This is a genomic window from Thermomonas mangrovi, assembly GCF_028201335.1.
In the GTDB taxonomy this organism is placed as follows: domain Bacteria; phylum Pseudomonadota; class Gammaproteobacteria; order Xanthomonadales; family Xanthomonadaceae; genus Thermomonas; species Thermomonas mangrovi.
The window spans coordinates 463,416-487,883 of sequence record NZ_JAPEVV010000002.1; the positions used below are offsets into that span (position 1 = coordinate 463,416).

The window sequence follows — 24,468 nt, forward strand, 5'->3', positions numbered from 1 at the left end:
ATTCCGCAATGTCAGACGTCGCTTCCGAAGCCGCGCGCCGCCGCACCTTCGCCATCATTTCCCACCCCGACGCGGGCAAGACCACCCTCACCGAGAAGCTGCTGCTGTTCGGGGGCGCGATCCAGATGGCCGGCTCGGTCAAGGGTCGCAAGGCTGCCCGACACGCGACCTCGGACTGGATGGCGCTGGAGAAGGAACGCGGGATCTCGGTCACCTCGTCGGTGATGCAGTTCCCGTACGAAGGCCGCGTGGTCAACCTGCTGGACACCCCCGGCCACGCCGACTTCGGCGAGGACACCTACCGGGTGCTCACCGCGGTGGACAGTGCGCTGATGGTGATCGACGTCGCCAAGGGCGTCGAGGAACGCACCATCAAGCTGATGGAGGTGTGCCGCCTGCGCGACACCCCGATCATGACCTTCGTGAACAAGCTGGACCGCGAGGGCAAGGACCCGATCGAACTGCTGGACGAGATCGAGTCGGTGCTCGGCATCCAGTGCGCACCGGTAACCTGGCCGATCGGCATGGGCCAGAGGCTCAAGGGCGTCGTCCACCTCGTCACTGGCGAAGTGCACCTGTACGAGCCGGGCCGCAACTTCACCCGCCAGGACTCGACCATCTTCCCGTCGATCGACGACCCGGGCGTGGCCGCGGCGATCGGCGCGGACATGCTCGCCGAGCTGCGCGACCAGCTCGAGCTGGTGCAGGGCGCCAGCCACCCGTTCGACCGCGAGGCCTACCTCGAGGGCATGCAGTCGCCGGTGTTCTTCGGCTCGGGCGTCAACAACTTCGGCGTGCAGCCGCTGCTGGACTTCTTCGTCGAGCACGCGCCCTCGCCGCAGGCGCGCGCGACCACGACCCGACTGGTCGAAGCCGCGGAACCGAAGCTCACCGGCTTCGTGTTCAAGATCCAGGCCAACATGGACCCGATGCATCGCGACCGCGTCGCCTTCATGCGCGTCTGCTCGGGCAAGTTCGAGGCCGGGATGAAGGCCTACCACCCGCGCACCGGCAAGGAGGTCAAGCTGGCGAACGCGCTGACCTTCATGGCCAGCGACCGCGAGATCGCCGAGGCCGCGTTCCCGGGCGACGTGATCGGCATCCACAACCACGGGACGATCTCGATCGGCGACACCTTCACCGAAGGCGAGCCACTGGCGTTCACCGGCATCCCCAACTTCGCGCCGGAACTGTTCCGCCGCGCGCGCCTGCGCGATCCGCTCAAGCTCAAGCAGCTGCAGAAGGGCCTGGCCCAGCTCAGCGAGGAAGGCGCGACCCAGTTCTTCCGGCCGATGATGTCCAACGACCTGGTCCTGGGCGCGGTGGGCATGCTGCAGTTCGACGTCGTCGCCTACCGGCTGAAGGACGAGTACGGCGTGGAGGCGAGCTTCGAGCCGGTGCAGGTGGCGACCGCGCGCTGGATCAAGTGCGGCGATGCGAAGAAGCTGGAGGAGTTCCGCGAGAAGAACGCGCTGAACCTGGCGGTCGATGCCGCCGGCCACCTGGTCTACCTCGCGCCGAGCCGGGTCAACCTGCAGCTGGCGCAGGAACGCGCACCCTCGGTGGAGTTCATGGCCACCCGCGAGCACGCGCAGGCCGTCGCGATCTGAGGGGCCGGCCAGGGCCGGCCGCGGCCTCGCTCAGGAGGCGATGTAGCGCTGCAGGTGGTCGAGTTCCTGCCGCTGTTGCTCGATCACCGCCTTGACCAGGTCGCCGATCGACAGCACGCCGACCACTGCATCACCTTCCAGCACCGGCAGGTGGCGGATGCGGTGTTCGGTCATCACCTGCATGCAGCGGTCCGCGGTGTCGGCCGGGGACACGCTCACCACGCGCACGGTCATGATGTCGGCGACCGGTGTATCGCGCGATGAGCGCCCCTGCAGGATGACCTTGCGGGCGTAGTCGCGCTCCGACACGATGCCGGCGAGCCGCGGCCCGTCCATCACCAGCAACGCGCCGATGCCGTGCTCGGCCATCGCGCGGATCGCCTCGATCACCGGCGCCGCCGGTGCGATCGCATGGAGTTGCGCTGGCTTGGCTTCCAGCAACTGGCGTACGGTGCGCATGCCTCGCTCCTGCCTTCGTGGGCCTCGCCGAAGCATACGCCGGTGCGAGGGGCCGGCGCAGCAGGCAGCTCAGTCCAGCGTGCGCAGCCAGCCGGTGCCGCCCATCTGCCGCATCTGCCGCTGGATCTGGTTCGCACGCCGCTGCACATAGGGCCCGGGGCGACCGGCATCGTAGCGGCGCGGGCTGGGCAGGACCGCGGCGAGGCGGGCGGCCTCGGCGGCGGTCAGGCGGGCGGCGTCCTTGCGGAAATGGCGCCGCGCGGCGGCCTGCGCGCCGTAGACACCGTCATCGAACTCGGCGACGTTGAGGTAGACCTCCAGGATCCGACGCTTCGGCCACAGCGCCTCGATCAAGGCGGTGTACCAGACCTCCACGCCCTTGCGCAGCCAGCGCGCCGGCCCGCGTCCCTGCCACAGGAACACGTTCTTGGCGACCTGCTGGGTGATCGTGCTCGCCCCGCGCAACCGCTTCACCTCGGTTCCGCGCTTGCGCGCACGCGCCTCCATCTTCTCGTTGTGCGCCTGCGCACGCTCGATCGCGTCGAAGTCGAAACCGTGGTGGCGGGCGAAGTTCTGGTCTTCGGCGGCCACCACCGCCAGCGCCAGCTGCGGCGAGATGTCGCGCAGGTCGCGCCAGTCGTGCGCCATGCGGTATCCCAGGTCGCCGGCCGCGATCGCTTCCAGCTGCCGGATCGCCATGAAGGAGGAAAACGGCGGGTCGACGAAGCGCAGCGTCAGGACCTGCCCCACGCTCAATCCCATCGCCAGCAGCGGCAACTTCCACCACCAACCCCGCCAGCGCAGGCGGCGGACACGGCTCATCGGCCCCACCGCGCGGCCTTGCATGCGCCGCCGCGCATCCCCATTTCGACCATCATTCCCCGCTCCCCTTGCCTGCCCGCGCATTATCCGCAGCGCGGGCCTCCTCCGGTATCGCCATGACCTCCCCTATGCCGCACGCCCCCGACCAGCTGTCGCGCTTCCTCCTCCCCGATGCCGGTGTCCGCGGCGTCGTGGTCAGCCTGGACCAGGCCTGGCGCGACCTTACCGCCCATGCCGACAACCCGCCGGCCGTGGACGAACTGCTGGGCGAGGCCGCCGCCGCCGCCGCGCTGTTCACCGCGCACGCCAAGGTCGAGGGTCGCCTGTCGGTGCAGTTGCGCAGCGCCGGCGCGCTGCGGACGCTGTTCGCCGAATGCACCGCCGCCGGCACGCTGCGCGGGATCGCCCAGCTGGACGAAGCGCAACCCGCGCCCACCCGCGACCTCACCGCGCTCGGCGCCGACGCGGTGCTGGCGATCACGATCGAGAACCCCGCCCGCGGCAGCCAGGATCCGCTGCGCTACCAGGGCCTCGTCGGGCTGGACGCGGGTTCCCTCGCCGAGGCCTTCGAGGCCTATTTCCGCCAGTCCGAGCAACTGCCGACCCGCCTGCTGCTGGCCTGCGACGGCCAGCGGGCGGCCGGCCTGATGCTGCAGAAGCTCCCGGGCGACGCCGGCGACGACGACGGCTGGAACCGCGTCGGTATCCTGTTCGACACCCTGCGCGAGCCGGAACTGCTGGGGCTGTCGGCTGCCGACGTCGTGCACCGCCTGTTCCACGAGGAATCCCCTGCATGGCTGGGCGACAAGCCGCTGCGCTTCGCCTGCTCCTGTTCGCGCGACCGGGTCGCGGCGATGCTGGTCTCGCTGGGCCGCGTGGAAGCCGATGCCGCGGTCGAGGCAGGCGGCGGCGAGGCACAGGTCCGCTGCGAGTTCTGCGGCCAGCAATACCGCTTCGATGCTGCCGCCATCGCCGAGCTGTTCCACGACGCCGCCCGCGAGATGCCGGCCGCCGCCGGGCTGCAATGACCCCACCCCGATGCCGGTTCGGTGACCGGATCGGCATTGTTAAGGAATCATAAACCCGCTAATCTACGGGTCCGAATCTCCGGAACTTCGCCGCCGCTGGCCTGTCCATCCACCCGCATGTCGCTCCGTTACGCGCCCCTTGCCGCTGCCCTGCTCGCCCTGGCCTTCGCCAGCGGTGGCGCGCACGCGCAGGCCAAGGCCGCCAAACGCGATGCCACGGTGGTGCCGGTGCTGAACAAGGAAAGCGGCAAGCTGGAAGCGGTACTGCTGCTCGAACCGGCGACCACCGGTACCGGCGCCGGCGCACGCTGGCGCTTCGGCAGCACCACGCTCGAGGCTACCTACGGCCTGCAAGGCGGCGACTCGCTGGCCCTGCTGTGCGACCGCCGCAACGGCATCTCCAGCGCGATCGGTCAGCTCGCCAGCAATTGCGTGCTGGCCGCGCTCGATGGCGACAACAAGTCCGGCGCCGGCGCGAACGCCAGCCGCCACGGCACCGCCGCGGCATCGCTCAGCCGCAACGGCGGCAAGGTCGGCGTCGCGGTCGGTAGCGGTCGCACGACGATGCCGGCCTGGCTGTCGCCGAACCAGTCCGCGGCCAAGGTCGACACCAACGATTTCTCGCTGTTCGCGGAAAAGAGCATCGGCCGCGAAGGCTTCGTCAGCGTGGGCGGCACAGTGGCGCGCGCGCGCCTCGTCCCCGCCACCGACGTGCCGCGGCTCGCGGACGAATGGAATACCCGCAGCCTGAGCGTGGGCGGTGGCTTCGGCGCATTCGGCGCGAACATCGTCGGCCGGGTCGTCAACGTTCCCGGCGAGAGCGAAGTGTTCAAGGGCCTCGGCCTCGGCCTGACCTGGCGCACGCCGTGGAGCGGCGAGCTCACCGTCGGCGCCGACAACGTGATCACCAGCGGCCGCAACCCGTTCTCCACCACCATCGGGAAGGACGCCGAGGGCACCGTGCCCTACGTGCGCTACCAGCAGGACCTGTAAGCCCTCCATTCGCCGCAAGCGAAAAGGCCGCATCCTGGATGCGGCCTTTTGTCTATTGGCGCGTGCCTCACAACAATCGCAGGCGGGCGTCGCCGGAGAAGGTCTCGAGGCGGATTTCGCCCTTGCCGTCGCCATAGCGCTGATGGAAGCTCGAACCGGGGCCGAAGTCCTCGCGCTGGATCTTCGCACCCGGCGCCGACAGGTCGCCGCTGAAGCTCTCGCCGCTGACTTCGGCCGACAGGTCCTTCGGCAGGTCCAGGCCCAGGTCGCCGCTCACGCTTTCCATCCGGATCTCGCCGGCCTCCGCCAAGGCCAGCCGCGCGGCGATGTTACCCGACACGCTGCCGGCGCTGAACTTGCGCAGGCGCTCGCCGCGGCTGTCGAAGCGCAGGTCGCCGGAGACGGTCTCGACGCTGGCCTCGCCGGTCAGCCGGCCGGCGACGACGAGGTCGCCGCTCACCGTGCTCGCCTCGACCTCGCTGCTGTTGAACGTCAGGTTGACGTCGCCGCTGACCGATTCCACCGACGCGCGGCGCGGCGCGCCATTGGCCACGATGTCGCCGCTCACCGATTGCAGCGACAGCTCGCGCGGGGCCACGCCGTGCACATCGATGTCCGCCGACACCGTCTCGATCTCCAGTTCCGCCTGCAGCGGCACCTGCACGACCAGCATCGTCGGCTCGGTGTTGCGCGAGCGGTTCGGGTACTTCACCTCGATCCGCAGTTCGTCGCGATCGCCGTCGATGACGAGCTTCTCGACGCCGTCGCCGAGGCTGCCGGTGACCCGCACTTCCTGGCGGTCCCAGGCGCGAACCTCGACGCGGCCCTTGAGGTTGTCGATCTCGACCCGGCCGCGCGGATCGAGCGGGCGCACCTGGTCGATCGGGGTGGCGGCCCACGCCGGCGCGAGGGCCGAGCAGGCCAGCGCGATGGCGACGGGCAACTTGAGCAGGGTGTGCATGTGCAGCTCCTTCAGGCGTAAAGCGCGCGGCGCGCGAGCGCGAGCCGGCGGGTATAGGTGGCGCGCAGCCGCTCCAGCAACAGGCGCGAGTCGGGTTGCGCGCGCAGGGCTTCGCGGATCTCGGCAGCGCTGCGGTCCAGCGCCTCGATGCCGGGCTGCCAGTTGGCGGGGACCGGATGCGCGTCGAGCTCGCGCAAGGCGGCCTGGTATTGCACGGTGAGCGAGTCGGCCTCGCGTTCCACCAGGCTCGGTGCCGACGCCACGGCCGGCATCGCAGGCGCGGTGGCGGGCGGCGCGCGCAGCTGCCAGGCCAGGCCCAGCGCAGCGGCCAGCGAAGCCGCGGTTGCCAGCGACAGCAGCCACGGATGCCGACGACGCGACGCGCCCTGGCGCGGCAGCGCCCCGATCCGGGCCGCGATGTCCGGCCACAGGTCGCGCGCCGGTTCGATGTCGCGGCGCAGGCCGCGCAGCGCGAGGCGCAGCTCGGCCTCGCCGATGGGGGTGCGTTCGTTCATGCCCAACCTCCGATCCGCTCGCGCAGCAGGTGCCGCGCGCGGTGCAATTGCGCCTTGGAGCTGCCGACGGCCATGCCCAGTTCGGCCGCGATCTCCTCGTGCTTCCAGCCTTCCACGTCGTGCAGGACCAGCACCGCCCGGGCGCGGGGCGGCAAGCTCGCGACCGCACGCTCCAGGTCGCGCCCGAGCATCGCGTTGCCCGCGGTGTCGGCGGTGGGCAACGAGTCCAGCGCATCCTCGTCGTCGTCCATGCCCGGGCGCCCGCGGCGCGACCGCAGCTCCATCAGCGCGGTGTTGACCGCAAGCCGGTGCAGCCAGGTCGAGACCGCGCTCTCGAAGCGGAACGCCGGCAGCGCCTGCCAGGCCCGTACGAAGGCTTCCTGCACGAGGTCCTCGGCACGTGCGCCTGCCTGCCCGACCAGGCGGGCGATCACCCCGTGCATCCGCGCGTGGTGGCGCCGGTAGAGCTGCTCGAACGCGGCGATGTCGGCGGCGGCGGCACGGCGCACCAGCGCGGCATCCTCGCAGGCCTCCGCGGACGGGGCCTCGATCGCATCAGGCGTCAGGGGCATGGCTTGCAGCAGCATAGTCCCTGTGATGCCGGCACGCCCCCGGGGGTTTAAATGCCCGGTAGCGCGATGCCGCCGGCCCGCAGCGCATCGGCCAAGGGCTGGAGCTGGCGGGCGTAGGGCGCCCACTTCGGCGTCTCCCGGCGGACCACGCCCTCGCGGACCTGCACCGCGCTCGCCGTGGCCACCGCCCGCGTGCTGCTGCGCGGGTCGCGCATGCCCGGCACGTAGTCGATGCCGCAGAACGCCGCAACCCGGCGCATCACCGTTTCGGGGTCGCGGGTCAGCTCACCGTAGTCAACGTCGAGGATCCGCCCCGGGAACAGTGCATGCCAATGCGCCATCAGCCTGCGGTAACGGATGAAGTAGTCGGCCAGTTCGGCCTGGTCGTACGAATACGGATTGGCATCGGAGAACAGTTCGCGCAGGTTGGAGAAACAGGTCTCCAGCGGATCGCGGACCATGTGCAGGATCCGCGCCTGCGGCAGCGCCCGGCAGATGAAGCCGATGTTGAGGAAGTTGGAGGGCAGCTTGTCGGTGAACAGCGGCTCGTCGCCCAGGCGCCAAGCCATGCCCTCGAGGTAGCGTCGCCCGACGTCGTCGAAATCGACGTCGCCGGCGCGCTCGACGATGGTGCGGTCGATGACCCCGCGGCAATGGTGGTCGGTGGCGAAACGCATCGCGCTGGTGAAGTCATAGAGCTCGCCGACGCCGCGCACCTGCGGGCTGGCGTCCAGCAACTGCTCCAGCAGCGTGGTCCCGGAACGGTGCATGCCGACGATGAACACCGGCGCCTTCGCGCCTGCCGCCGGCATGGGCGGCGGCTCGGCCCCCGGACGCCAGGCCTCGAGCGCTTCGAACAGGCGCTGGCTGTCGGACGGGTCGTACTTCAGCGTCCCCCGCTTCGCGCGACACGCCTGGTCCAATGCCTCCCAGGCGCCGGCATGGTCGCCGAGGTCGTCCAGTTCCTTGTGCAGCGCGAATGCGAACGACGCGATGTCGCCCGCGGCGATGCCGGGCGCCTGCAGTGCGGCGCGCAGGCGCGCGACGTGCTCCCGGCCCGGCACGGCCTTCCCGACATGCGCCAGGAACCAGTGCGCCTGGGCAAGCCGTGGCGCGCGCTTGATGCAGCGCTCGAAGCACTCCCGGGCTTCCTCGAGGCGACCAAGGTAGGTCAGTACCTGCCCGCGCGACACGATCGTCGGCGGGTAATCGGGATCGGCCCGCCATGCTTCGTCGAGCAGGGCGAGCGCCGCCTGCTGGCGATTGAGGTAGGACCACTGCGCGGCGAACCCCAGGAGCAGCGGAATCGGCATTGAGGATGCCGCGCCGGCGCCCGCGACCAGTGCCTGCAGCAAGCGTCCCTCGTTGAAGGTCCTCAGCCGGGCGGCCAGGTCCACGCGCGTCTTGGCCGTCCTAGGCCGCAGCGAGGCCGCCAGCATCGCGGCCGTGCGCGCATCCCGGTACTCGCCGCCCGCCGAGAGTTGGTAGGAGACTTCCAGCAGGCGCGCGGCCTTGGCTTCGTCTTCGATAGCGATGCCGGCCAGCCAACCGCGCAAGGCCTCCATGTCGCGCGTATCCGCCGCTGGCGCCGCGGCGGCCAGCAACCTGCGCATCGGATCGGGCTGTTGCTGGGTCATGCGCACGCGTCCTCATCCACGCCGGCGTCCAGCAAGGCCTGGCGCAACGGCTCGAGTTGCCGGGCATACCGCTTCCACGCGCCGACACTCCGCGAGGAAACGCCCTTGCGTACCTGCGCCGCGCTGGCGGTGGCCACCACCGCGTCGCCGGACGCGGGGCGCTCGCGCGCTTGCAGGCCCAACGAGGCGCCGATGCGCGCCGTCTCGCCGCGGTGGTCACCGACGAACGCCTCGTAGTCCACGGCCACGATGCGCCCGCCGTGGAGCTCCCGGAGCATGCGGACATGCCGCACGAATCGCGCATGGCGCCGCGCCACTTCGCCCATGTCGTAACTGTAGTAATACGAGCCGCCGAACCACTCCTTCAGGTTCGACCAGCACGCATCCATGGGATCGCGGAACACCACCACCGCCCGCAAGTCGTCCATCGCGGCCAGCGCATGGCCAAGGACCAGGTAGTTCTCCGGCCACTTGTCGATGAAGGCGGGTTCGCTGCCGGCACGCCAAGCGGCATGCGTGCGGTAGCGCTGGCCGACCATCGCAAGTCCATCGCCATCCATCGCATCCAGCAACTCGATATCGGCATGCAGCGGCCCTGCCCGGTTCGCGACCCAACGCATCTGCTGCACGAAGTCGCGGAGCTCGCCCGCGCTCGCGGCCCGGAAGCCCGTGCAGATGGACTGCTCGATGATGGTGGTGCCGGTGCGGGGCATGCCCACCAGCATCAGCGGCTTCGGCTCCGCCCCCGCTCCGTCATCGCGTCGGGGGGCATCGGCCAGGGCCATGCAGCCCGCCGCCAGCCGGGCAAAGAGGGCATCGTCCTGCGCATCCGAGAATCGCACCTGGCGGCGACGTGCGCGCATGGCGCGTTCCAGCGCCGTCCAGGCGGCATCCCGGTCATCGTCCGCGTCCAGTTCATGGAACAGGCTGTAGAGCAGCAACGGGGCATCGGGATGGTCATCCGGCAGTGCCGCCACGCGTCGCCGGAGGGCGTCCACGCGCATCCCCCTGCCCTCGGCGATGGTCAGCTTGGCCAGGCTCCAGTACGCGGGCGCGAAGCCGGCATCCAGCGCAAGCGCGCGCTCCAGTGAGGCACGCGCCGCATCCAGCGCACCGAGGTAGGTCCGGTTCAGGCCGTCGAGGTACGCCGAACCTGCGCTTTCGCGCAGCCCGGCCTCTCGCGCCCGCGCGAGCACGGCGAGCGCCGTGCCAGGTTCCATATGGTCCGACAGTAGCTTGGCGGTCTCCGCTAGCAATGCGGCCGGTGCCGAGGGGGCCTCTAGCAGGGCCGAGACCGCGGCCAGCCCCGCCTGCGCCTCGCCGAGCGCGAGGCATTGCCGCGCGGTGAGCGCGAGCAACGAGGGTTCGCGTAGCCTGCCGGTGTCGATCGCCAGCACATGGGCGGTCCCGCGCTGGAGGTCGCCAGCGGCCTGCGCGAGCTCGGAGAGGCGCGCATGGGCGTAAGGCGCCATCTCCGGCGCGCCGAGCAGGTCGCGGTAGCCGGCGAGGGCGTCCTCGATGCGTCCCTGCGTCCTCGCCGCTTCCGCACGGAGCCACTGTTCACGCGCGCTCATGGATGTACCACACCCGTGGCGTGGCCACCAGGGAGGCTTCTCGGCAACGGTAGGTGCGTCAAGGTCGAATCCACAAAAAAGGACGGCCGCACGAGGCGGCCGTCCAAGTTACAACGTCTTGGTGCTGGATCAGAAGTCGTACTGCACCATGAAGCGCACGGAGCGCGGCGCCTGCCAGCCGGTCGGCATCTTGTAGATGTTGGCGCGCGGGTTGCCGTTCTGGAAGTTGCCACCGGCCTGCGGGTTACCCGACGCATCTTCGCCCTGCTCGACGACCGTGATGGCCTTGTCGGCGTTCAGGACGTTGAACACGTCGACCTTGAACTGCAGGCCCTTCGCCCACGCCGGCTTGTAGGCCACATTCAGGTCCAGCGTCTGGGTCCACGGCAAGCGGCCGGCGGTGCCGCGCGGCACGATGTCGAAACCGTTGTTGCCGGCACCATCGCCCGGGAGATTGGCGTCCTGGGTCAGGTTGCAGGAGAAGTAGCCGTTCGCGTAGTGCGAGGTGTTGGCACCGCCCAGGAAGCCGAAGCAATTGATCGGACGCCCAGACTGCACGATGTAGTTCGCGCCCACGGACCACTCGTCGTTGATCTCGTAGTTGCCGAACATCTTCAGGCTGTGGCGACGGTCGTTCGGCAGGTAGCCGTACGAACCGATCATCAGCTCCGGATAGTCGAAGTCCTGCGTGGTACCGGTATCGGCCTGGCCGATGTCCGACTTCACGCCGCCCTCGGTGTTGCCGATGCTCTTGGCGAAGGTGTAGGAACCCTGCAGGAACCAGCGATCCCAGTTGCCTTCCCAGAAGATCTCCAGCGCCGTGTACTTGCGCTTGGCCTTCGGACCCAGCACGTCGGCCGGGATCACCGCCTGCTCCAGCACGCCATCGCCGTTGAAGTCGACGTTGAAGATGCCGTCCTCACCCGGATTGTACATGTGGCAGAACGCGAAGCCCGGGTTGTACACCGCCATGTCGCTCGGCTGGGTCTTGTCCGCCGGCTCGATGAAGATGCCGCCATCGGCGGTGAAGCCCTGGGCCAGGCCCGCAGCCACCAGCGGACGGTAATCGCACTGGTCGTCGATCGCCTGCTTCAGGTCGCGGTGGATCGCGCGGACACCCAGCGAGAAGTTGTCGGTCAGCTGCTTCTGGAAGCCCAGGATGTACTCGTCCTGGTACATCGGCTTCAGGTTCTCCGATGCAATGCTGGTCGGATCCTTGCCCACGCCAAACTCGTTGTTCAGGTAGCGGATCGGGCGGCCGTTGTTCGGGTTGTTGATCAGGGTCAGGCCGGTCGGCGCGCCGGTCACCGGGTCGACGCCGGTGTAGGTGTAGAACTGCTCGGAGAACAGCGAGGCCGAGGCACCGCGCACGGCGACGGTCGCGGTCAACGGCAGGGCATAGCGGCCGGCGTTACCGAAGACCTTGAACGTGGAGTCGCCGAACACGTCCCAGCTGAAGCCCAGGCGCGGGGCAAACTGGTTGTCGATCTTGACGTAGGTCTGGCCGGCACCGTTCTTGTTGTCGAAGGTATCCCAGCGCAGGCCGAGGTAGGCAACGAAGTTGTCGGTGATGCTCCAGCTGTCCTCGAGGTAGTAGGCGCGCTGGTCGACCGCCACGGTGGCACCCGACTGGAACACGCGCTTGCGCACGATGGACTCGGTGCCGAGGTAGCGGCCATAACGCCACACCGCACCGCCCGAATACGACTGGCCGGCGACCGACTCGAAGTTGTCGATGTCGACGCCGCCGCGGATCAGGTGGTCGCCCAGCTGCCATTCCGCGTCGATGCGGTACTGGTCGCGGCTGTCCTTGGCGTCCGGACGGCCCAGGAAGTTCGAAAGGGTGCACCCCGTACGGCGCAGGTTCGGCGTTGCAGCAACCGAAGGACGCGCGTCGACGATGACCGGGCAACCCGAGGCCGGCACGCCGACTTCACCGTTGTACTCGTTCACGATGCCGGTCTCGGTCACGCTGTAATTGGAGCGCGAGGACTCGCCGTGGCCAGCAAGGACCGACAGGGTGAAGTTGTCGGTGATGTAGCCGGTGTACTTGAGGATGTAGTTTTCGCCGCCGAACTCGCTGTAGTCGGTGCCGCGGTACGTCGTGCGCCGCGGGTCGGACGGGTCATTCGCAGAAGCGGTCACCGTATCGTAGTAGTCGGTCTCGATCTTGCGCTTGTCCGACAGGGCGGTGAACTCGAGGATGTGGTTGTCGCTGATGTTCCAGTCCAGCTTCAAGAGCCACTTCGGCTCCTTGTTGCCAGCCACCGTGCTCTTGGTACTCGCATTGCCGAACGCGTCAGTACCGATGTTGGAGTACTGGATCAGGCCATACGCGAACAGACGATCCTTGACCAAGGCACCGCCGGCCCACACGGCCGCGGTCCAAGTATCGGTCGAGTCGCTGGAGTTCACGCCCACCAGGTTGCCGTCGCCATCGTACTGGTCAGGCAGCGATTCGGACAGCGACGCCGGCGACCAGAAGATGTTGCCGCCCGCGTGGAACTCGTTGGTGCCGCGCTTGGAGATCTGGTTGATCACGCCACCGGTCGAACGACCGAATTCCGCACCGTAACCGCCCGTCTTCACCTGCTGCTCGGCGATCGCCTCGAACGGCACCTGCACGAAGTTCAGGTTCTGGAACGTGTTGGTGATGTTGAAGCCGTTGAAGAAGTACTGATTCTCGGCGACCGACGAACCACCGAACGAGGCCAGGTTGCCGAACGCCGCGTCGCCGCGCACCGTGCCCGGCGCCAGCAGCGCAACCGAGGTCGTGTCGCGCGCCACCGGGATCTTCGCGATCTGCTCGGCGGTCAGGATCGTGGTCGACTCCACCGACGACACGTCGATCGGGTTGATCGCGCCCGTGCCGACCACCGTCACGGTGTCCAGCGTGGTGGCGTCGCCGCCCGCGAAATCGATGTTCGCAGCGCTACCGACATTGACGGTCACGTTGCGGGGGGCCGCGCCATTCCGGCTGATCTGGTACTGGCCGGTCGGCAGCTGCGAGAAACGGTAGCTGCCATCCGCACCCACCGTGATCGTGCGGCTGAAGCCCGTCGCCGGGTTGCTGATGGTGATGGTGTCGCCCGACGTCGCGCGGCCGGTCACCGCACCCGCGGTGTTCGTCTGGGCCTGCACGCCGCCCACGAACGACAGACCGAGAGCAACGGTCAGCGCGCTACGCTTCAGGCCTTTGGCAATGTAATTAGAAGCCATTGTGTGTAACCCCCATAGGGACAGTTGTGACCAAAGATGTACATGTACGTCCGGCCTGAACCGGCCCGACCGCCGGACTATAGAACAAGAAACAAATCCTTAACAAGTGTCACATCCCCTCCCGCAAACCTGAATGGGGAAAAAAAAGCCGCCGGCGTAGCGCCGGCGGCTGGGTCATACAAAGCGAGGCTTTGGCTCAGAACTCGTAGCGCGCCGTGAAGCGGAGCGAGCGCGGGGTCTGGTAGTTCACGTCGTTGAGGAAGTTCGGCTCCGGGGTCGGGGTCGAACGGCTGCTCTCGGAGACCTCGTAGTACTCGGTCACCTTCTGCGAGTTGAGGGCGTTGAATACGTCGACCTGCAGCGTCAGCTTCTTGTCGGCCCAGGAGGGGGTGTAAGCCAACGACACGTCGAAGGTCTTGGTCCACGGCGTGCGGCCGAACTGCCCGCGGTTGCTGAGGAACGTCTTCGCGTCTTCATCGAGGCAGTAGAAGCTCGAGGGACCGTAGGCGTTCAGGCTACTCGCGTCGATACCCAGACCACCCAGCGGCACGTAGCCGTTGCAGTTCACCGGACGACCCGACTGGATCAGCATGTTGGCGCCCACGCGCCAATCGTCGTTGATCTTGTACGAGCCGAAGAGCTTCAGGGAATGGCGGCGATCGTTCGGAAGGTAGCCATAGGCACCATCCTCGAAGCGGCTATGGTCGAAGTCCTGGGTCAGGCCTGCGTCATCCTGCTCGAGGGTCGAGTTCACGTAACCTTCGACGTTGCCCTTGCTCTTGGCGAACGTGTAGGACCCCTGCAGGAACCAGTTATCGCCCGCGTTACGCTCCCAGAAGATCTCGAGGGCATGGTACGTGCGCTGGTACTTGGGCATGCCCAGGTAACTGTTCGGCACCGTCTGGATGCTGTAGTTGCCGTCGCCGTTCACATCCATTGCGATCTTGATGTCGCGGCCCGGGTTGATCAGGAAGCAACCTGCCATGGAGTCCGGATCGAAGTTCGTGTAGCCGTTGTCGTCGGCCCAGTCCACGAACGGCTGGTGCGAGCAGTAGTCGTCCATGCCGCTCTTGACCTCGCGGCTGATCGCGCGAACGCCCAGGGTCCAGGCGTCATTCAGCTGGCGCTGCATGCCCACGATGAACTCGTCCTGGTGCATCGGTTCGAGATCGGCGACCGCCAAGGTACGGGAATCCGGCGGATCCAGTGAACCATTCACCGCCTGCGGGCCGATCTTGGCGCCCAACCCCGTCGGTACGCCGTTCGCCGCGTCCACGCCGGTGGTCAGGTAGTAGTCGATGATCAGGACTTCGCCACCTGATGCACGGATGTTGGTGTTGGCCGCGACCGGGATGTAGTAGCGACCGGCATTGCCGAAGACCTTGAACGTCGAATCGCCATTCACGTCCCAGGAGAAGCCGACACGCGGGGCAATCAGGTTATCCGCCTTGACGAACACGTCGCCAAGCGCGTTCAGGTTCTCGAAGCCCTCCGAACGCACGCCGCCATACAGCAGGAAGTTGTCGGTGACCTGCCAGCTGTCCTCGAGGTAGAACGCGGTGTTCTTGACCTCGTAGGCGCCGGATGTGGTCTGCGAAATCCAGCTGCGGGCGTAGTTCTGGCCTTGACCCACGAGAACGCCATTGACCGTGCGCCCAGGCTGGCCTGCGAATGCACCGGTGGCAATCTCGTTCGCGCGTACCTGGTAGAAGCGCCAGTAGATACCGCCGGTGTAGACCTGGCCGGCATGCCCGGAGGTGAACTTCTCGGTGTCGTAACCGAACCGCAGGTGGTGATCGCCCAGCACCCATTCGCCGTCGATGCGGTAGGCGTCGCGAGTGTCCTTGTCGGGGCCCCAATTCGGATCGCGGATGAACGTCTGCGACTGGTTCCAGCAACCAATGTAGGTCGTGGTGCCCGGGTTGCTACGGCTATCGAACGCGCGCGGGCACTCGCCGCCGGGCAACGTTTCGGGCGTACGGTAGCTATCGTTGCTCTCGAGGCGACCGGCCATCAGCGACAACGTGAAGTTGTCGGTCAGGTAACCGGTGTACTTGCCGATATAGACGTTGCCACCGCTCTCGACGTCGTATTCAGCATTGAGGGATTCGTGCTCGCCGACGTACTTGCCACTGGTGTAGTTGTAGTCGCGGTAGCTGGTCTTGCTCTTGTTGTGGATCCCGGTGAACTCGAGCAGGTGGTTGTCCGTGATGTTCCAGTCCAGCTTCAGCATCGCATTCGGACTGTTGTTGCTGGTATGCGTGCTGGTGGTGCGGCCGAAGGTATCGGAGGAATTGTTGCGGCCTTCGATCAGGCCGAACACGAACAGCTTGTCCTTGATGATGGGACCGCCGCCGTAGATATTGTACGAGAGGCCTTCGCTCTCGTTGTCGCTGCGGTAAACAAAGAGCGTGTCGCCGATCGCCACATCCGCGGGATCGCGGTTCACGACGTCCTTGCCGGACTCACGCCCCCACGAAGGCGACCAGTAGGCGCTGACGCCACCCTTCCATTCATTGGTGCCGCGCTTGGTGAGGATATTGATCACACCACCGAGCGAGCGGCCATACTCAGCGCCGTAACCACCGGTCTTGATCTGCTGCTCGCCGATCGCATCGAACGGCAGGTCGGCGTAGGAGATGAAGTTGCGGATGTTGGTGACGTCGAAGCCGTTGATGTAGTACCCGTTCTCGGCGACCGACGAGCCGCCGAACGACGCCAGGTTGCCGAAGCCGGTGTCACCACGCACGGTGCCCGGCGCCAGCAACGCGACGTTGGTGATGTCGCGACCAACGGGCAACTGCTGGATCTGCTCCTGCGTGAACACCGTGCTGGATTCCACCGAGGACACGTCGATGGGATTGATGGCCCCGGAGCCGATCACCGTGACCGTATCGAGCGTGGTCGCATCACCAGCTCTCGAGGCCAGGCTGACGGACGTACCCGTGCCCACCTTGACCTGCACTTCGCGGGTCACGCCGCCGGACGTCACCCGATAGCGACCCGGAGGCAGCTGGGAGAAGGAGAAGCGACCGGCAGCGTCGGCAGAGGCCTCGCGCGAGGTGCCCGTATCCAGATTTTCGATCTTGACGGTGCCGTTGGCCGCCGCGTCGCCGAAGATCGAGCCCACCGAACTCTGGGCGTGCACGCCCCCCGCGAAGCACACCCCCAGCGCGACTGCCAGCGCGCTGCGCTTGAGCCGGCTCGAATTCTTGTAAATCATTGGATTTTCCCCTTTTTTTGAATGTCTGTCAGGCGTGAATTGAGGCCGACAGCCGGATCATAAAGGGGAAACATTTTGTTAACAAGAGGATTTCAGCTTCGTTTGTGTTGGCCCCGTCAAGTGTCCCCGGTACCGACCAGCCGCGAATGCGTTCTCTGCCGTTCAGCCTCGAGTTGAGGCGGCATCCGCGGCCCGTAATCGGCCAGGTAGCCTGCGATCGCATCGAACTCGGCGCGCCAGCCGTCGCGGTCGACGCCGAACAGCTTGTCCATCGCCTCGGCATCCAGCGAGAGCCCGTCGAGGTTCAAGGCCCCCGGGGCCGGCAGGTGGCCGATCGGGGTCTCGGTGGCCTGCGCGTGGCCCGCGACCCGGCCGATGATCCATTCCAGCACCCGCAGGTTGTCGCCGAACCCCGGCCACAGGAACTTGCCGTCGTCGCCCTTGCGGAACCAGTTCACGTGGAAGATCGCCGGCAGGCGCGCGCCCGGGCGGTCGAACGAGAGCCAGTGGGCGAAGTAGTCGGCGAAGTTGTAGCCGCAGAAGGGCTTCATCGCCATCGGGTCGCGGCGCATCACGCCCACCGCACCGGTCGCCGCCGCGGTGGTCTCGGAGCCCATCGAGGCACCGACCAGCACACCGTGGGTCCAATCGCGGGCCTGGAACACCAGCGGCACCAGCGAGGCCCGCCGCCCGCCGAAGACGATGGCGCTGATCGGGACGCCGCGCGGATCCTCGGCCATCGGCGAATACGAAGGACAGCGCATGGCGCTGACGGTGAAGCGCGAATTGGGATGCGCCGCGGGACGCACGGCGGGATCGTAGGGCTGGCCCTGCCAGTCGATGGCGGGCACCTGGCCGTTGTCGATGCCCTCCCACCACGGCTGTCGATCCGCGGTCAGCCCGACGTTGGTGAAGACGGTGTCCGACTGCACGCTGGCCAGCGCATTCGGATTGGACTTCGCCGAGGTGCCCGGCGCCACCCCGAAGAAGCCGGCCTCCGGGTTGATGGCGTAGAAGCGGCCATCCTCGCCGGGGCGCATCCAGCAGATGTCGTCGCCGATGGTCCAGACCTTCCAGCCGGCCTCGCGATAGCCCTCAGGCGGGATGAGCATCGCCAGGTTGGTCTTGCCGCAGGCCGAGGGGAAGGCGGCGGCGATGTAATGGGTCTCGCCCTGGGGGTTCTCGACGCCGAGGATCAGCATGTGTTCCGCCAGCCAGCCTTCGCGCCGGGCCTGGTGGGACGCGATGCGCAGCGCATGGCACTTCTTGCCGAGCAGCGCGTTGCCGCCGTAGCCGGAGCCATACGACTTGATCGTCAACTCCTCCGGGAAATGCATGATGTAGCGACGCTCGGGATCCAGTTCGCCGGTGGAGTGCAGGCCCTTCACGAACGTCCCTTCGCGCTCGATGCGGGTGAGCGCGGCGGCGCCCATGCGGGTCATGATCCGCATGTTGGCGACCACGTAGGGCGAATCGGTGATCTCCACGCCGCACCGGGACAGCGGCGAGTCGATCGGCCCCATGCAATACGGGATCACGTAGAGGGTGCGCCCTTCCATGCAACCCTCGAACAGGGCGTCGATCCTGGCGTGCGCCTCGGCCGGCGCCATCCAGTGGTTGTTGGGGCCGGCATCGTCCTGGTGGGGCGTGCACACGAAGGTCAGGTGCTCGACCCGCGCGACATCCTCCGGGTGCGAACGATGCAGCCAGCTGCGCGGATGCGTCGACTCGTTGAGCCGGACCAGCGTGCCGTCGGCCTCCATCTGCGCCACCAGCGCCGCATTCTCGGCATCGCTGCCGTCGCACCAGTGGATGCGCGCGGGGCGCGTGAGGCGGGCGACGTCGTCGACCCATCGGTTCAAGGCATCCAGCGTGCTGCTCATCGGGAGAATCCTTGCGTAGGCGTTGAAATCGATTGCAGGAACGGACGAAACGCGGCCGTCGCGGCTTGGCGCGTCAGTTCTGCGGGATGAGGGTGTCCATGACGTGCTCGACGTAGGCTTCGAACTCGTCGTGCGGCAGGCGCGGCTGGTGCAGCTGCAGGCTGAGCTGCAGGAAGCCGACATAGGCGGCGTAGGCGAGCCGCGCCCGATGCTGCGCCTCGGTGCGCGCCAGCCCGGCCTGGCGGAAGCTGGCGGTGAGGTAATCGAGGCGACGCTGCGACACGCGGCCGATCACCGGGCTGACCGTGGGGTGGTCGAGCGCCTTCAGCAGCTCGCTATAGATAATGTGTGACTTGGCTTCGTGCGCCACCAGCCGGAACAGCGCGCGCAGGCGCTCGCGGGGATCGGCCACCTGCTCCAGCGAACCGAACACCAGCTCCTGCTCCGCGGTTTCCCAGCGTTCCAGCGCGGCCTGCAGGAGCGCATCGCGGGAGGGGAAATGCCAGTAGAAGCTGCCCTTGGTGACGCCGAGCCGGCGCGCCAGCGGCTCGACCGCGACGGAGGCGACGCCCTGCTCCGCGATCTGCTCGAGCGCTTCGCTGGCCCAGTCGTCGGCGCTCAGGCGGCCGCTGCGCGGGGGGCTTTGGGTCATCGCGGGATCCGTTCCATACGTTACCGGTTGGGACAGTATGCTGAGTTTTTGCTCTTTTTTGCGCGGTCACACTCGTGCCGCACGCGCCATACTTATCCGTATGGTAAATGACGCCTTCTTCAGGCGCAACGCGGCATGATCCAATCCACCTGCGGTTCCGGGAGCTTTCCATGAGCGTGATCCTTCCCTTCCTCGCCCTGCTCCTTGCTGCCGGGTTCGCTGCATACCACCGCCTGCGCCTGGCGGTGTGGGCGGCGATCACCGCCTCGCTGCTCGTCGCGGGTTGGCTGCTCGGGGCGAATGCCACGGCAAGCGTGGTCGCCGCGATCATCGTCGCGCTCGTCACCGTGCCGCTGGTGCTGCCGCAGCTGCGCAAGCCCTTCATCACCACGCCGCTGCTCGACTTCTACACCAAGCTCCTCCCGCCGCTGTCCGACACCGAGCGCACCGCGCTGGAATCCGGCACGGTCGGCTTCGAGGGCGAGCTGTTCTCCGGCAAGCCGGCGTGGAACCAGTTGCTCGACCTGCCCAAGCCGCAGCTCACCGCGGAGGAGCAGGCGTTCCTCGACGGCCCCTGCGAAACCCTGTGCAGGATGACGGACGACTGGGACATCACCCACGTGCGCGCCGACCTGCCGCCGGAACTGTGGGAGTACATCAAGCGCAACAAGTTCTTCGGCCTGAACATCCCGAAGGAATACGGCGGCCTCGGCTTCTCGGCGCTGATGAACCACAAGGTCATCCAGAAGCTCGCCTCGATCTCGTCGGTGGTGTCCTCGACGGTCGGCGTGCCGAACTCGCTGGGGCCGGCCGAGCTGCTCATGCATTACGGCACCGAGGAACAGAAGCAGCAGTACCTGCCGCGCCTCGCCGATGGCCGCGAGGTCCCGTGCTTCGCACTGACCGGGCCGTTCGCGGGCTCCGACGCCACCTCGATCCCCGACTACGGCATCGTCTGCCAGGGCGAATGGAACGGCGCCAAGGTGCTGGGCATCCGCCTCACCCTCAACAAGCGCTACATCACGCTGGCACCGGTGGCCACGCTGATCGGCGTCGCCTTCCGCATGTACGACCCGGACGGGCTGCTGGGCGACACTCGCGACATCGGCATCTCGCTGGCGCTGGTCCCGCGCGACACCCCGGGGCTGGAGATCGGCCGCCGCCACTTCCCGCTCAACTCGCCGTTCCAGAACGGCCCGATCCACGGCAAGGACGTGTTCGTGCCGTTGTCGCAGCTGATCGGCGGCGAGGACTACGCGGGCCAGGGCTGGCGCATGCTGATGGAATGCCTGTCGATCGGGCGCTCGATCACCCTGCCCTCGACCGCGAGCGGCGGCTCGAAGATGGGCGCGGTGGCGGTCGGCAGCTACGCGCGCATCCGCAAGCAGTTCGGCCTGTCGGTCGGCCGCTTCGAGGGCGTCGAGGAAGCGCTGGCGCGGATCGGCGGCAACGCCTACGCCTGCAGTGCGCTGTCCGAGGCGACCGCGGCGGCGGTGGCGCGCGGCGAGAACCCCGCGGTGCCGTCCACCATCGCCAAGTACCACTGCACCGAGATGGGCCGCAAGGTGTCGCTGGACTGCATGGACATCCTCGGCGGCAAGGGCATCATCCTCGGCCCGCGCAACTTCGCCGGGCGCTCGTACCAGGCCGCGCCGATCGCGATCACGGTCGAGGGCGCGAACATCATGACCCGCTCGCTGATGATCTTCGGCCAGGGCGCCATCCTCTGCCATCCGTGGGTGATGAAGGAGATGAAGGCCGCGCAGCTCGAGGATCCGAAGGCGCGCATCGACCAGTTCGACACCGCCCTGTTCGGCCACATCGGCTACGCGATCAGCAACGCGGTGCGCAGCTGGTGGTACGGCCTGACCGGCAGCAAGGTCGGCAGCGCGCCCGGCGACGACGACACCCGCCGCTACTTCCGCAAGCTCAATCGCTATTCGGCCGCACTGGCGGTGATGGCGGATACTTCGATGCTGCTGCTGGGCGGCAAGCTGAAGTTCAAGGAATCGCTGTCGGGCCGCCTCGGCGACGTCCTCAGCCAGCTGTACATCGCCAGCGCGATGCTCAAGCGCCACCAGGACCAGGGCGCGCCGGCCGGCGACCAGCCGCTGCTGGCCTATGCCTTCCACGACGCGGTCAACAAGATCGAGACCGCGCTGTCCGGCGCCTTGCGCAACTTCCCGATCCGCCCGGTGGGCTGGCTGCTGTGGCTGGTGATCTTCCCGTGGGGCCGCCGCGCACAGGCGCCGAGCGACCGCCTGGGCCACAAGGTCGCCTCGCTGCTGATGACCCCGTGCGACGCGCGCGAGCGGCTGGCCACCGGCGTGTTCACCACCCCCGGCGAGTACAACCCGGCCGGTCGCATCGTCAGCTACCTGCCGAAGGTGGTGATGGCGGAGCCGGTCGAGCGCAAGTTCCTCAAGGCGCTGAAGAACAGCGACATCGAGGCGCTCGAGTTCGACGCCCAGCTGGACGAGGGCGTGCGCGAAGGCTGGATCACCGCCGAGGAACGCAAGCAGCTGGAAGAGCTGCGCGCGATCACCCTCGACGCGATCATGGTCGACGACTTCGATCCCGCCGAATTGCGCTCCGCGGGATACGCGACCCTGCACGGCCAGGCCCCGGCGCCGCGCGCCGCGGCGTGAACGTCCTCGCCGCATACCAGCGCATCAGCCGGTGGCCCGCGGGCCGCTGGCTGTTCTCGCGGCTGGTGTGCTGGAAGGCGCCCTACTTCGCCAGCATCGCGCCGCGGATCGAGTCGCTCGAGCCCGGCCGCGGCATCGCCACGCTGGCGCATCGCCGCCGGGTCACCAACCACCTCGGCACCGTGCACGCCATCGCGCTGTGCAACCTCGCCGAGTTCGTCGGCGGCCTGGCGTGCGACGTCAGCATCCCGCCCTCGATGCGGTGGATCCCCAAGGGCATGACGGTCGTCTACCTCAGGAAGGCGGTCGGCCGCATGCGCGCCATCGCGACGCCGGCGTTCCCGCCGCGCGACGCGGAGGCCGGCTACGAACTGCCGTTCGAAGTGGTCGTCGAGGATCCGGCCGGCGACGTGGTGTTCCGCGCGACCATCGCGATGTGGGTGTCGCCGAAGTCGGCGCGCTGATCAGGCCCAGGCCAGGGCCGCCAGCGCGGCCAGCGCCGGCATCGCCTGTACCACGAAGATCCGCTTGTTGACCGACCACGCGCCGTAGGCGCCGGCCATCACCACGCAGGCGAGGAAGAACACCGCGAACTCGCGCGAGCCCGTGGCGACGGCATAGAGCAGGCCCGCCGCCAGGAACCCGTTGTACAGCCCCTGGTTGGCCGCAAGCACGCGGGTGACCGCCGCCTTCTCCGGCGTGTTGCGGAACACCTTCAGGCCCGCCGGCCTGGTTCAGAGGAACATCTCCAGCACCAGGAAGCCGAGGTGCAGGAGGGCGACGAGGACCACGAGGACGTGCGCGACCGGCGACATGGGCATACTCCGTTGCAGGAAGGCAGGGTCGCATGGCGCCGGCGGGGCGCCAACCGGGGGCAGGATGGCGGCAGGCGGGACAGGCGGCGAGCCGGCGCGGATCCACCTCAACATCGGGGTGACCGCGCACCGCGACCTCGTGGATGCCGAAACCCCGCGGCTGCGCGCGGAAGTCCGCGCCTTCCTCGCCGGGCTGCAGCGCGACTACCCCGATCTGCCGCTGCGGGTGATATCCGCATTGGCCAGCGGCGGCGACCAACTGGTGGCCGAGGAAGCCCTGGCGCTGGGCATCGAACTGGTGGTGCCGCTGCCCCTGCCGCAGGCGGCCTACGAGGATGACTTCGAGGACGCCCTCGCCCTTGCAAGATTCCGCGTGTTGCTGGCGCAGGCGCGGGTGCGCACGCTGCCGCTGGCCCCGCGCATCCGCGTGGATGACCTGCAGGCGCGCGGCGCGGCACGCAATCGCCAGTATGCGCAGCTGGGGATGTTCGTGTCCTCGCACTGCCAGGTCCTGCTGGCCTTGTGGGACGGCCGCCCCAGCGATGCCACCGGCGGCACCGCGCAGGTCGTGGACTACCACCTGCGCAATACCATGCCCGGCTTCCGCGCGGAGGACATCGCGCCCAACCTGCTGGCCGACGACGAAAGCGACCTCGTCTACCACGTGCACTGCCCGCGCCGCATGCCGCATCCAGGACCCGCTGCACCGACCACGGGCGTGCCGCCGCCGCGCTGGGTCACGCTGGAGGGCGACAGCCGCGGCGATGGGCCACCGCCCGCGCAGTACCGGCACGTGTTCGCGCAACTGCAGGCCTTCAATCGCGATGCGGCGCGCTACCGCGAGGCGATCGCCGGCGAGCGTGCGTCGCTGCTCGGCCGGGACATGCCCGCGCCACCGCCGGACTTCGTCCGCGCGACCGACGCCCTGTTCGGCACCGCCGACTGGCTGGCCGCGCATTTCCGCCGGCGCATGCGCGGCGGCATGCTCGCCACCCATGCGCTGGCCGCGGCGATGGGCCTGGCCTTCATCCTGTATTCCGACCTCGACGCCCATCGCGGCTTCGTCGGCCTGTTCCTGCTGCTGTTCGCGCTGGGTGCGCTGGTGCGCTGGATCGCCGCGCGTCGCGAATGGCACCGCAAGTTCCTCGACTACCGCGGCCTCGCCGAAGGCCTGCGGGTGCAGGTGTACTGGCGGCTGGCCGGCGTCGAAACCCCGCCCAACAGCAGCCTGGGCTACGACAGCTTCCTGCAGAAGCAGGACGTGGACCTGAGCTGGATCCGCCACGCCATGCGCGGCAGCAACCTGCTGCGCGACGACGGCTTCGAATCCGACACCGGCTGGCTGCACTGGGTCATCGCGCACTGGGTCGGCACCGGCGGCGACGCGCTCGGCGAGACCGGCGGCCAGCTGCGCTACTTCCGCGCCGGCGTGGCGCGCCGCGAGCATGCGTACCGCACCACCACCCGCCTCGGCGAGCTCGCACTGGCCGGCGGCCTGCTCGGCGCGCTGGCCTTGCTGGTGCTCGGCCCGCGCCTGGGCGATGGCTGGCGCACCGGGCTGGTGATGGCGATGGGCCTGCTGCCGCTGGTCGCCGGCATCCGCGAGGCGCTGGCCTACAAGAACGCGGACAAGGAGCTGATCAAGCAGTTCCGCTTCATGCGCCGCCTGTTCGAGAGCTGCCGCTGGCGGCTGGACCTCGCCGCGGACGACGACGAGGCCCGGCACCTGCTGCGCGCGCTCGGCTGCGCCTGCCTCGAGGAACACGCCGAGTGGATCCTGCTGCACCGCGAGCGTCCGCTGGAGGGCGGCCCGCTGTCCGCTTGATGCGCCAAAAGGCGTAGTGTTGGCGATTGCCG

Annotated in this window: 17 protein-coding genes and 1 pseudogene; 6 read left to right on the plus strand and 12 right to left on the minus strand. The window is 68.2% G+C overall.

Annotation, left to right across the window (positions count from 1 at the left end; translation table 11 throughout):
- Positions 1–8 precede the first annotated feature (8 nt).
- Positions 9–1,610, plus strand: a complete 1,602-nt coding sequence (locus tag ON759_RS05960) for a peptide chain release factor 3 (protein ID WP_271679440.1) — start codon at positions 9–11, stop codon at positions 1,608–1,610.
- 30 nt (positions 1,611–1,640) lie between these two features.
- Here ON759_RS05960 and ON759_RS05965 read toward each other — a convergent pair whose 3' ends face one another.
- Both ON759_RS05965 and mtgA read right to left on the minus strand, forming a co-directional pair.
- A complete protein-coding gene (locus tag ON759_RS05965; protein WP_271679441.1) occupies positions 1,641–2,069 on the minus strand; it encodes a CBS domain-containing protein in 429 nt (142 codons plus the stop codon).
- Positions 2,070–2,138: 69 nt separating this feature from the next.
- Positions 2,139–2,915 (minus strand): monofunctional biosynthetic peptidoglycan transglycosylase, encoded by a 777-nt coding sequence (gene mtgA / locus ON759_RS05970; protein WP_425608449.1) that lies wholly within the window; start codon positions 2,913–2,915, stop codon positions 2,139–2,141.
- A gap of 104 nt (positions 2,916–3,019) precedes the next feature.
- Between mtgA and hslO the strand changes: the two genes are divergently transcribed.
- A complete protein-coding gene (gene hslO, locus ON759_RS05975; protein WP_345780544.1) occupies positions 3,020–3,919 on the plus strand; it encodes an Hsp33 family molecular chaperone HslO in 900 nt (299 codons plus the stop codon).
- Positions 3,920–4,069: 150 nt separating this feature from the next.
- The gene (locus tag ON759_RS05980) at positions 4,070–4,912 is read left to right on the plus strand and encodes an XOO1806 family protein (RefSeq protein WP_271679575.1); all 843 of its coding nucleotides are present in this window, start codon (positions 4,070–4,072) and stop codon (positions 4,910–4,912) included.
- Positions 4,913–4,979: 67 nt separating this feature from the next.
- On the opposite strand, the gene ON759_RS05985 is transcribed toward ON759_RS05980, so the two are convergent.
- The 9 genes from ON759_RS05985 to ON759_RS06025 all read right to left on the minus strand — a co-directional run bounded on the left by ON759_RS05985 (position 4,980) and on the right by ON759_RS06025 (position 19,148).
- The gene (locus ON759_RS05985) at positions 4,980–5,873 is read right to left on the minus strand and encodes a DUF4097 family beta strand repeat-containing protein (RefSeq protein WP_271679443.1); all 894 of its coding nucleotides are present in this window, start codon (positions 5,871–5,873) and stop codon (positions 4,980–4,982) included.
- Positions 5,874–5,884: 11 nt separating this feature from the next.
- Positions 5,885–6,388 (minus strand): hypothetical protein, encoded by a 504-nt coding sequence (locus ON759_RS05990; RefSeq protein WP_271679444.1) that lies wholly within the window; start codon positions 6,386–6,388, stop codon positions 5,885–5,887.
- A complete protein-coding gene (locus ON759_RS05995; RefSeq protein WP_425608450.1) occupies positions 6,385–6,975 on the minus strand; it encodes an RNA polymerase sigma factor in 591 nt (196 codons plus the stop codon). Before ON759_RS05995 ends, ON759_RS05990 begins: the two co-directional genes overlap by 4 nt.
- Positions 6,976–7,007: 32 nt before the next feature.
- Positions 7,008–8,597, minus strand: a complete 1,590-nt coding sequence (locus tag ON759_RS06000; protein ID WP_271679446.1) for a tetratricopeptide repeat-containing sulfotransferase family protein — start codon at positions 8,595–8,597, stop codon at positions 7,008–7,010.
- Positions 8,594–10,171, minus strand: a complete 1,578-nt coding sequence (locus ON759_RS06005; protein ID WP_271679447.1) for a tetratricopeptide repeat-containing sulfotransferase family protein — start codon at positions 10,169–10,171, stop codon at positions 8,594–8,596. Before ON759_RS06005 ends, ON759_RS06000 begins: the two co-directional genes overlap by 4 nt.
- 129 nt (positions 10,172–10,300) lie before the next feature.
- Positions 10,301–13,312, minus strand: coding sequence for a TonB-dependent receptor (locus ON759_RS06010; protein WP_271679448.1), 3,012 nt, complete (start codon positions 13,310–13,312; stop codon positions 10,301–10,303).
- Between the two features lie 274 nt (positions 13,313–13,586).
- Positions 13,587–16,613 (minus strand): TonB-dependent receptor, encoded by a 3,027-nt coding sequence (locus tag ON759_RS06015; protein WP_271679449.1) that lies wholly within the window; start codon positions 16,611–16,613, stop codon positions 13,587–13,589.
- Between the two features lie 116 nt (positions 16,614–16,729).
- Positions 16,730–18,496, minus strand: a complete 1,767-nt coding sequence (locus tag ON759_RS06020; protein ID WP_271679450.1) for a phosphoenolpyruvate carboxykinase (GTP) — start codon at positions 18,494–18,496, stop codon at positions 16,730–16,732.
- A 73-nt stretch (positions 18,497–18,569) separates the two neighbouring features.
- Positions 18,570–19,148 (minus strand): TetR/AcrR family transcriptional regulator, encoded by a 579-nt coding sequence (locus tag ON759_RS06025; RefSeq protein WP_271679451.1) that lies wholly within the window; start codon positions 19,146–19,148, stop codon positions 18,570–18,572.
- 170 nt (positions 19,149–19,318) lie between these two features.
- Between ON759_RS06025 and ON759_RS06030 the strand changes: the two genes are divergently transcribed.
- Positions 19,319–21,796: an acyl-CoA dehydrogenase gene (locus ON759_RS06030; RefSeq protein ID WP_271679452.1), complete on the plus strand. Its 2,478-nt coding sequence runs from the start codon at positions 19,319–19,321 to the stop codon at positions 21,794–21,796.
- Entirely contained in the window at positions 21,793–22,260 is a 468-nt protein-coding gene (locus ON759_RS06035; RefSeq protein WP_271679453.1) for a hotdog fold domain-containing protein, read from the plus strand. Before ON759_RS06030 ends, ON759_RS06035 begins: the two co-directional genes overlap by 4 nt.
- Here the strand turns inward: ON759_RS06035 and ON759_RS06040 are convergent.
- A pseudogene (locus tag ON759_RS06040) lies at positions 22,261–22,611 on the minus strand (DUF1304 domain-containing protein).
- 64 nt (positions 22,612–22,675) lie between these two features.
- Here ON759_RS06040 and ON759_RS06045 point away from each other — a divergent pair.
- The gene (locus ON759_RS06045; protein ID WP_271679454.1) at positions 22,676–24,436 is read left to right on the plus strand and encodes a hypothetical protein; all 1,761 of its coding nucleotides are present in this window, start codon (positions 22,676–22,678) and stop codon (positions 24,434–24,436) included.
- The last annotated feature ends 32 nt before the right edge of the window (positions 24,437–24,468 follow it).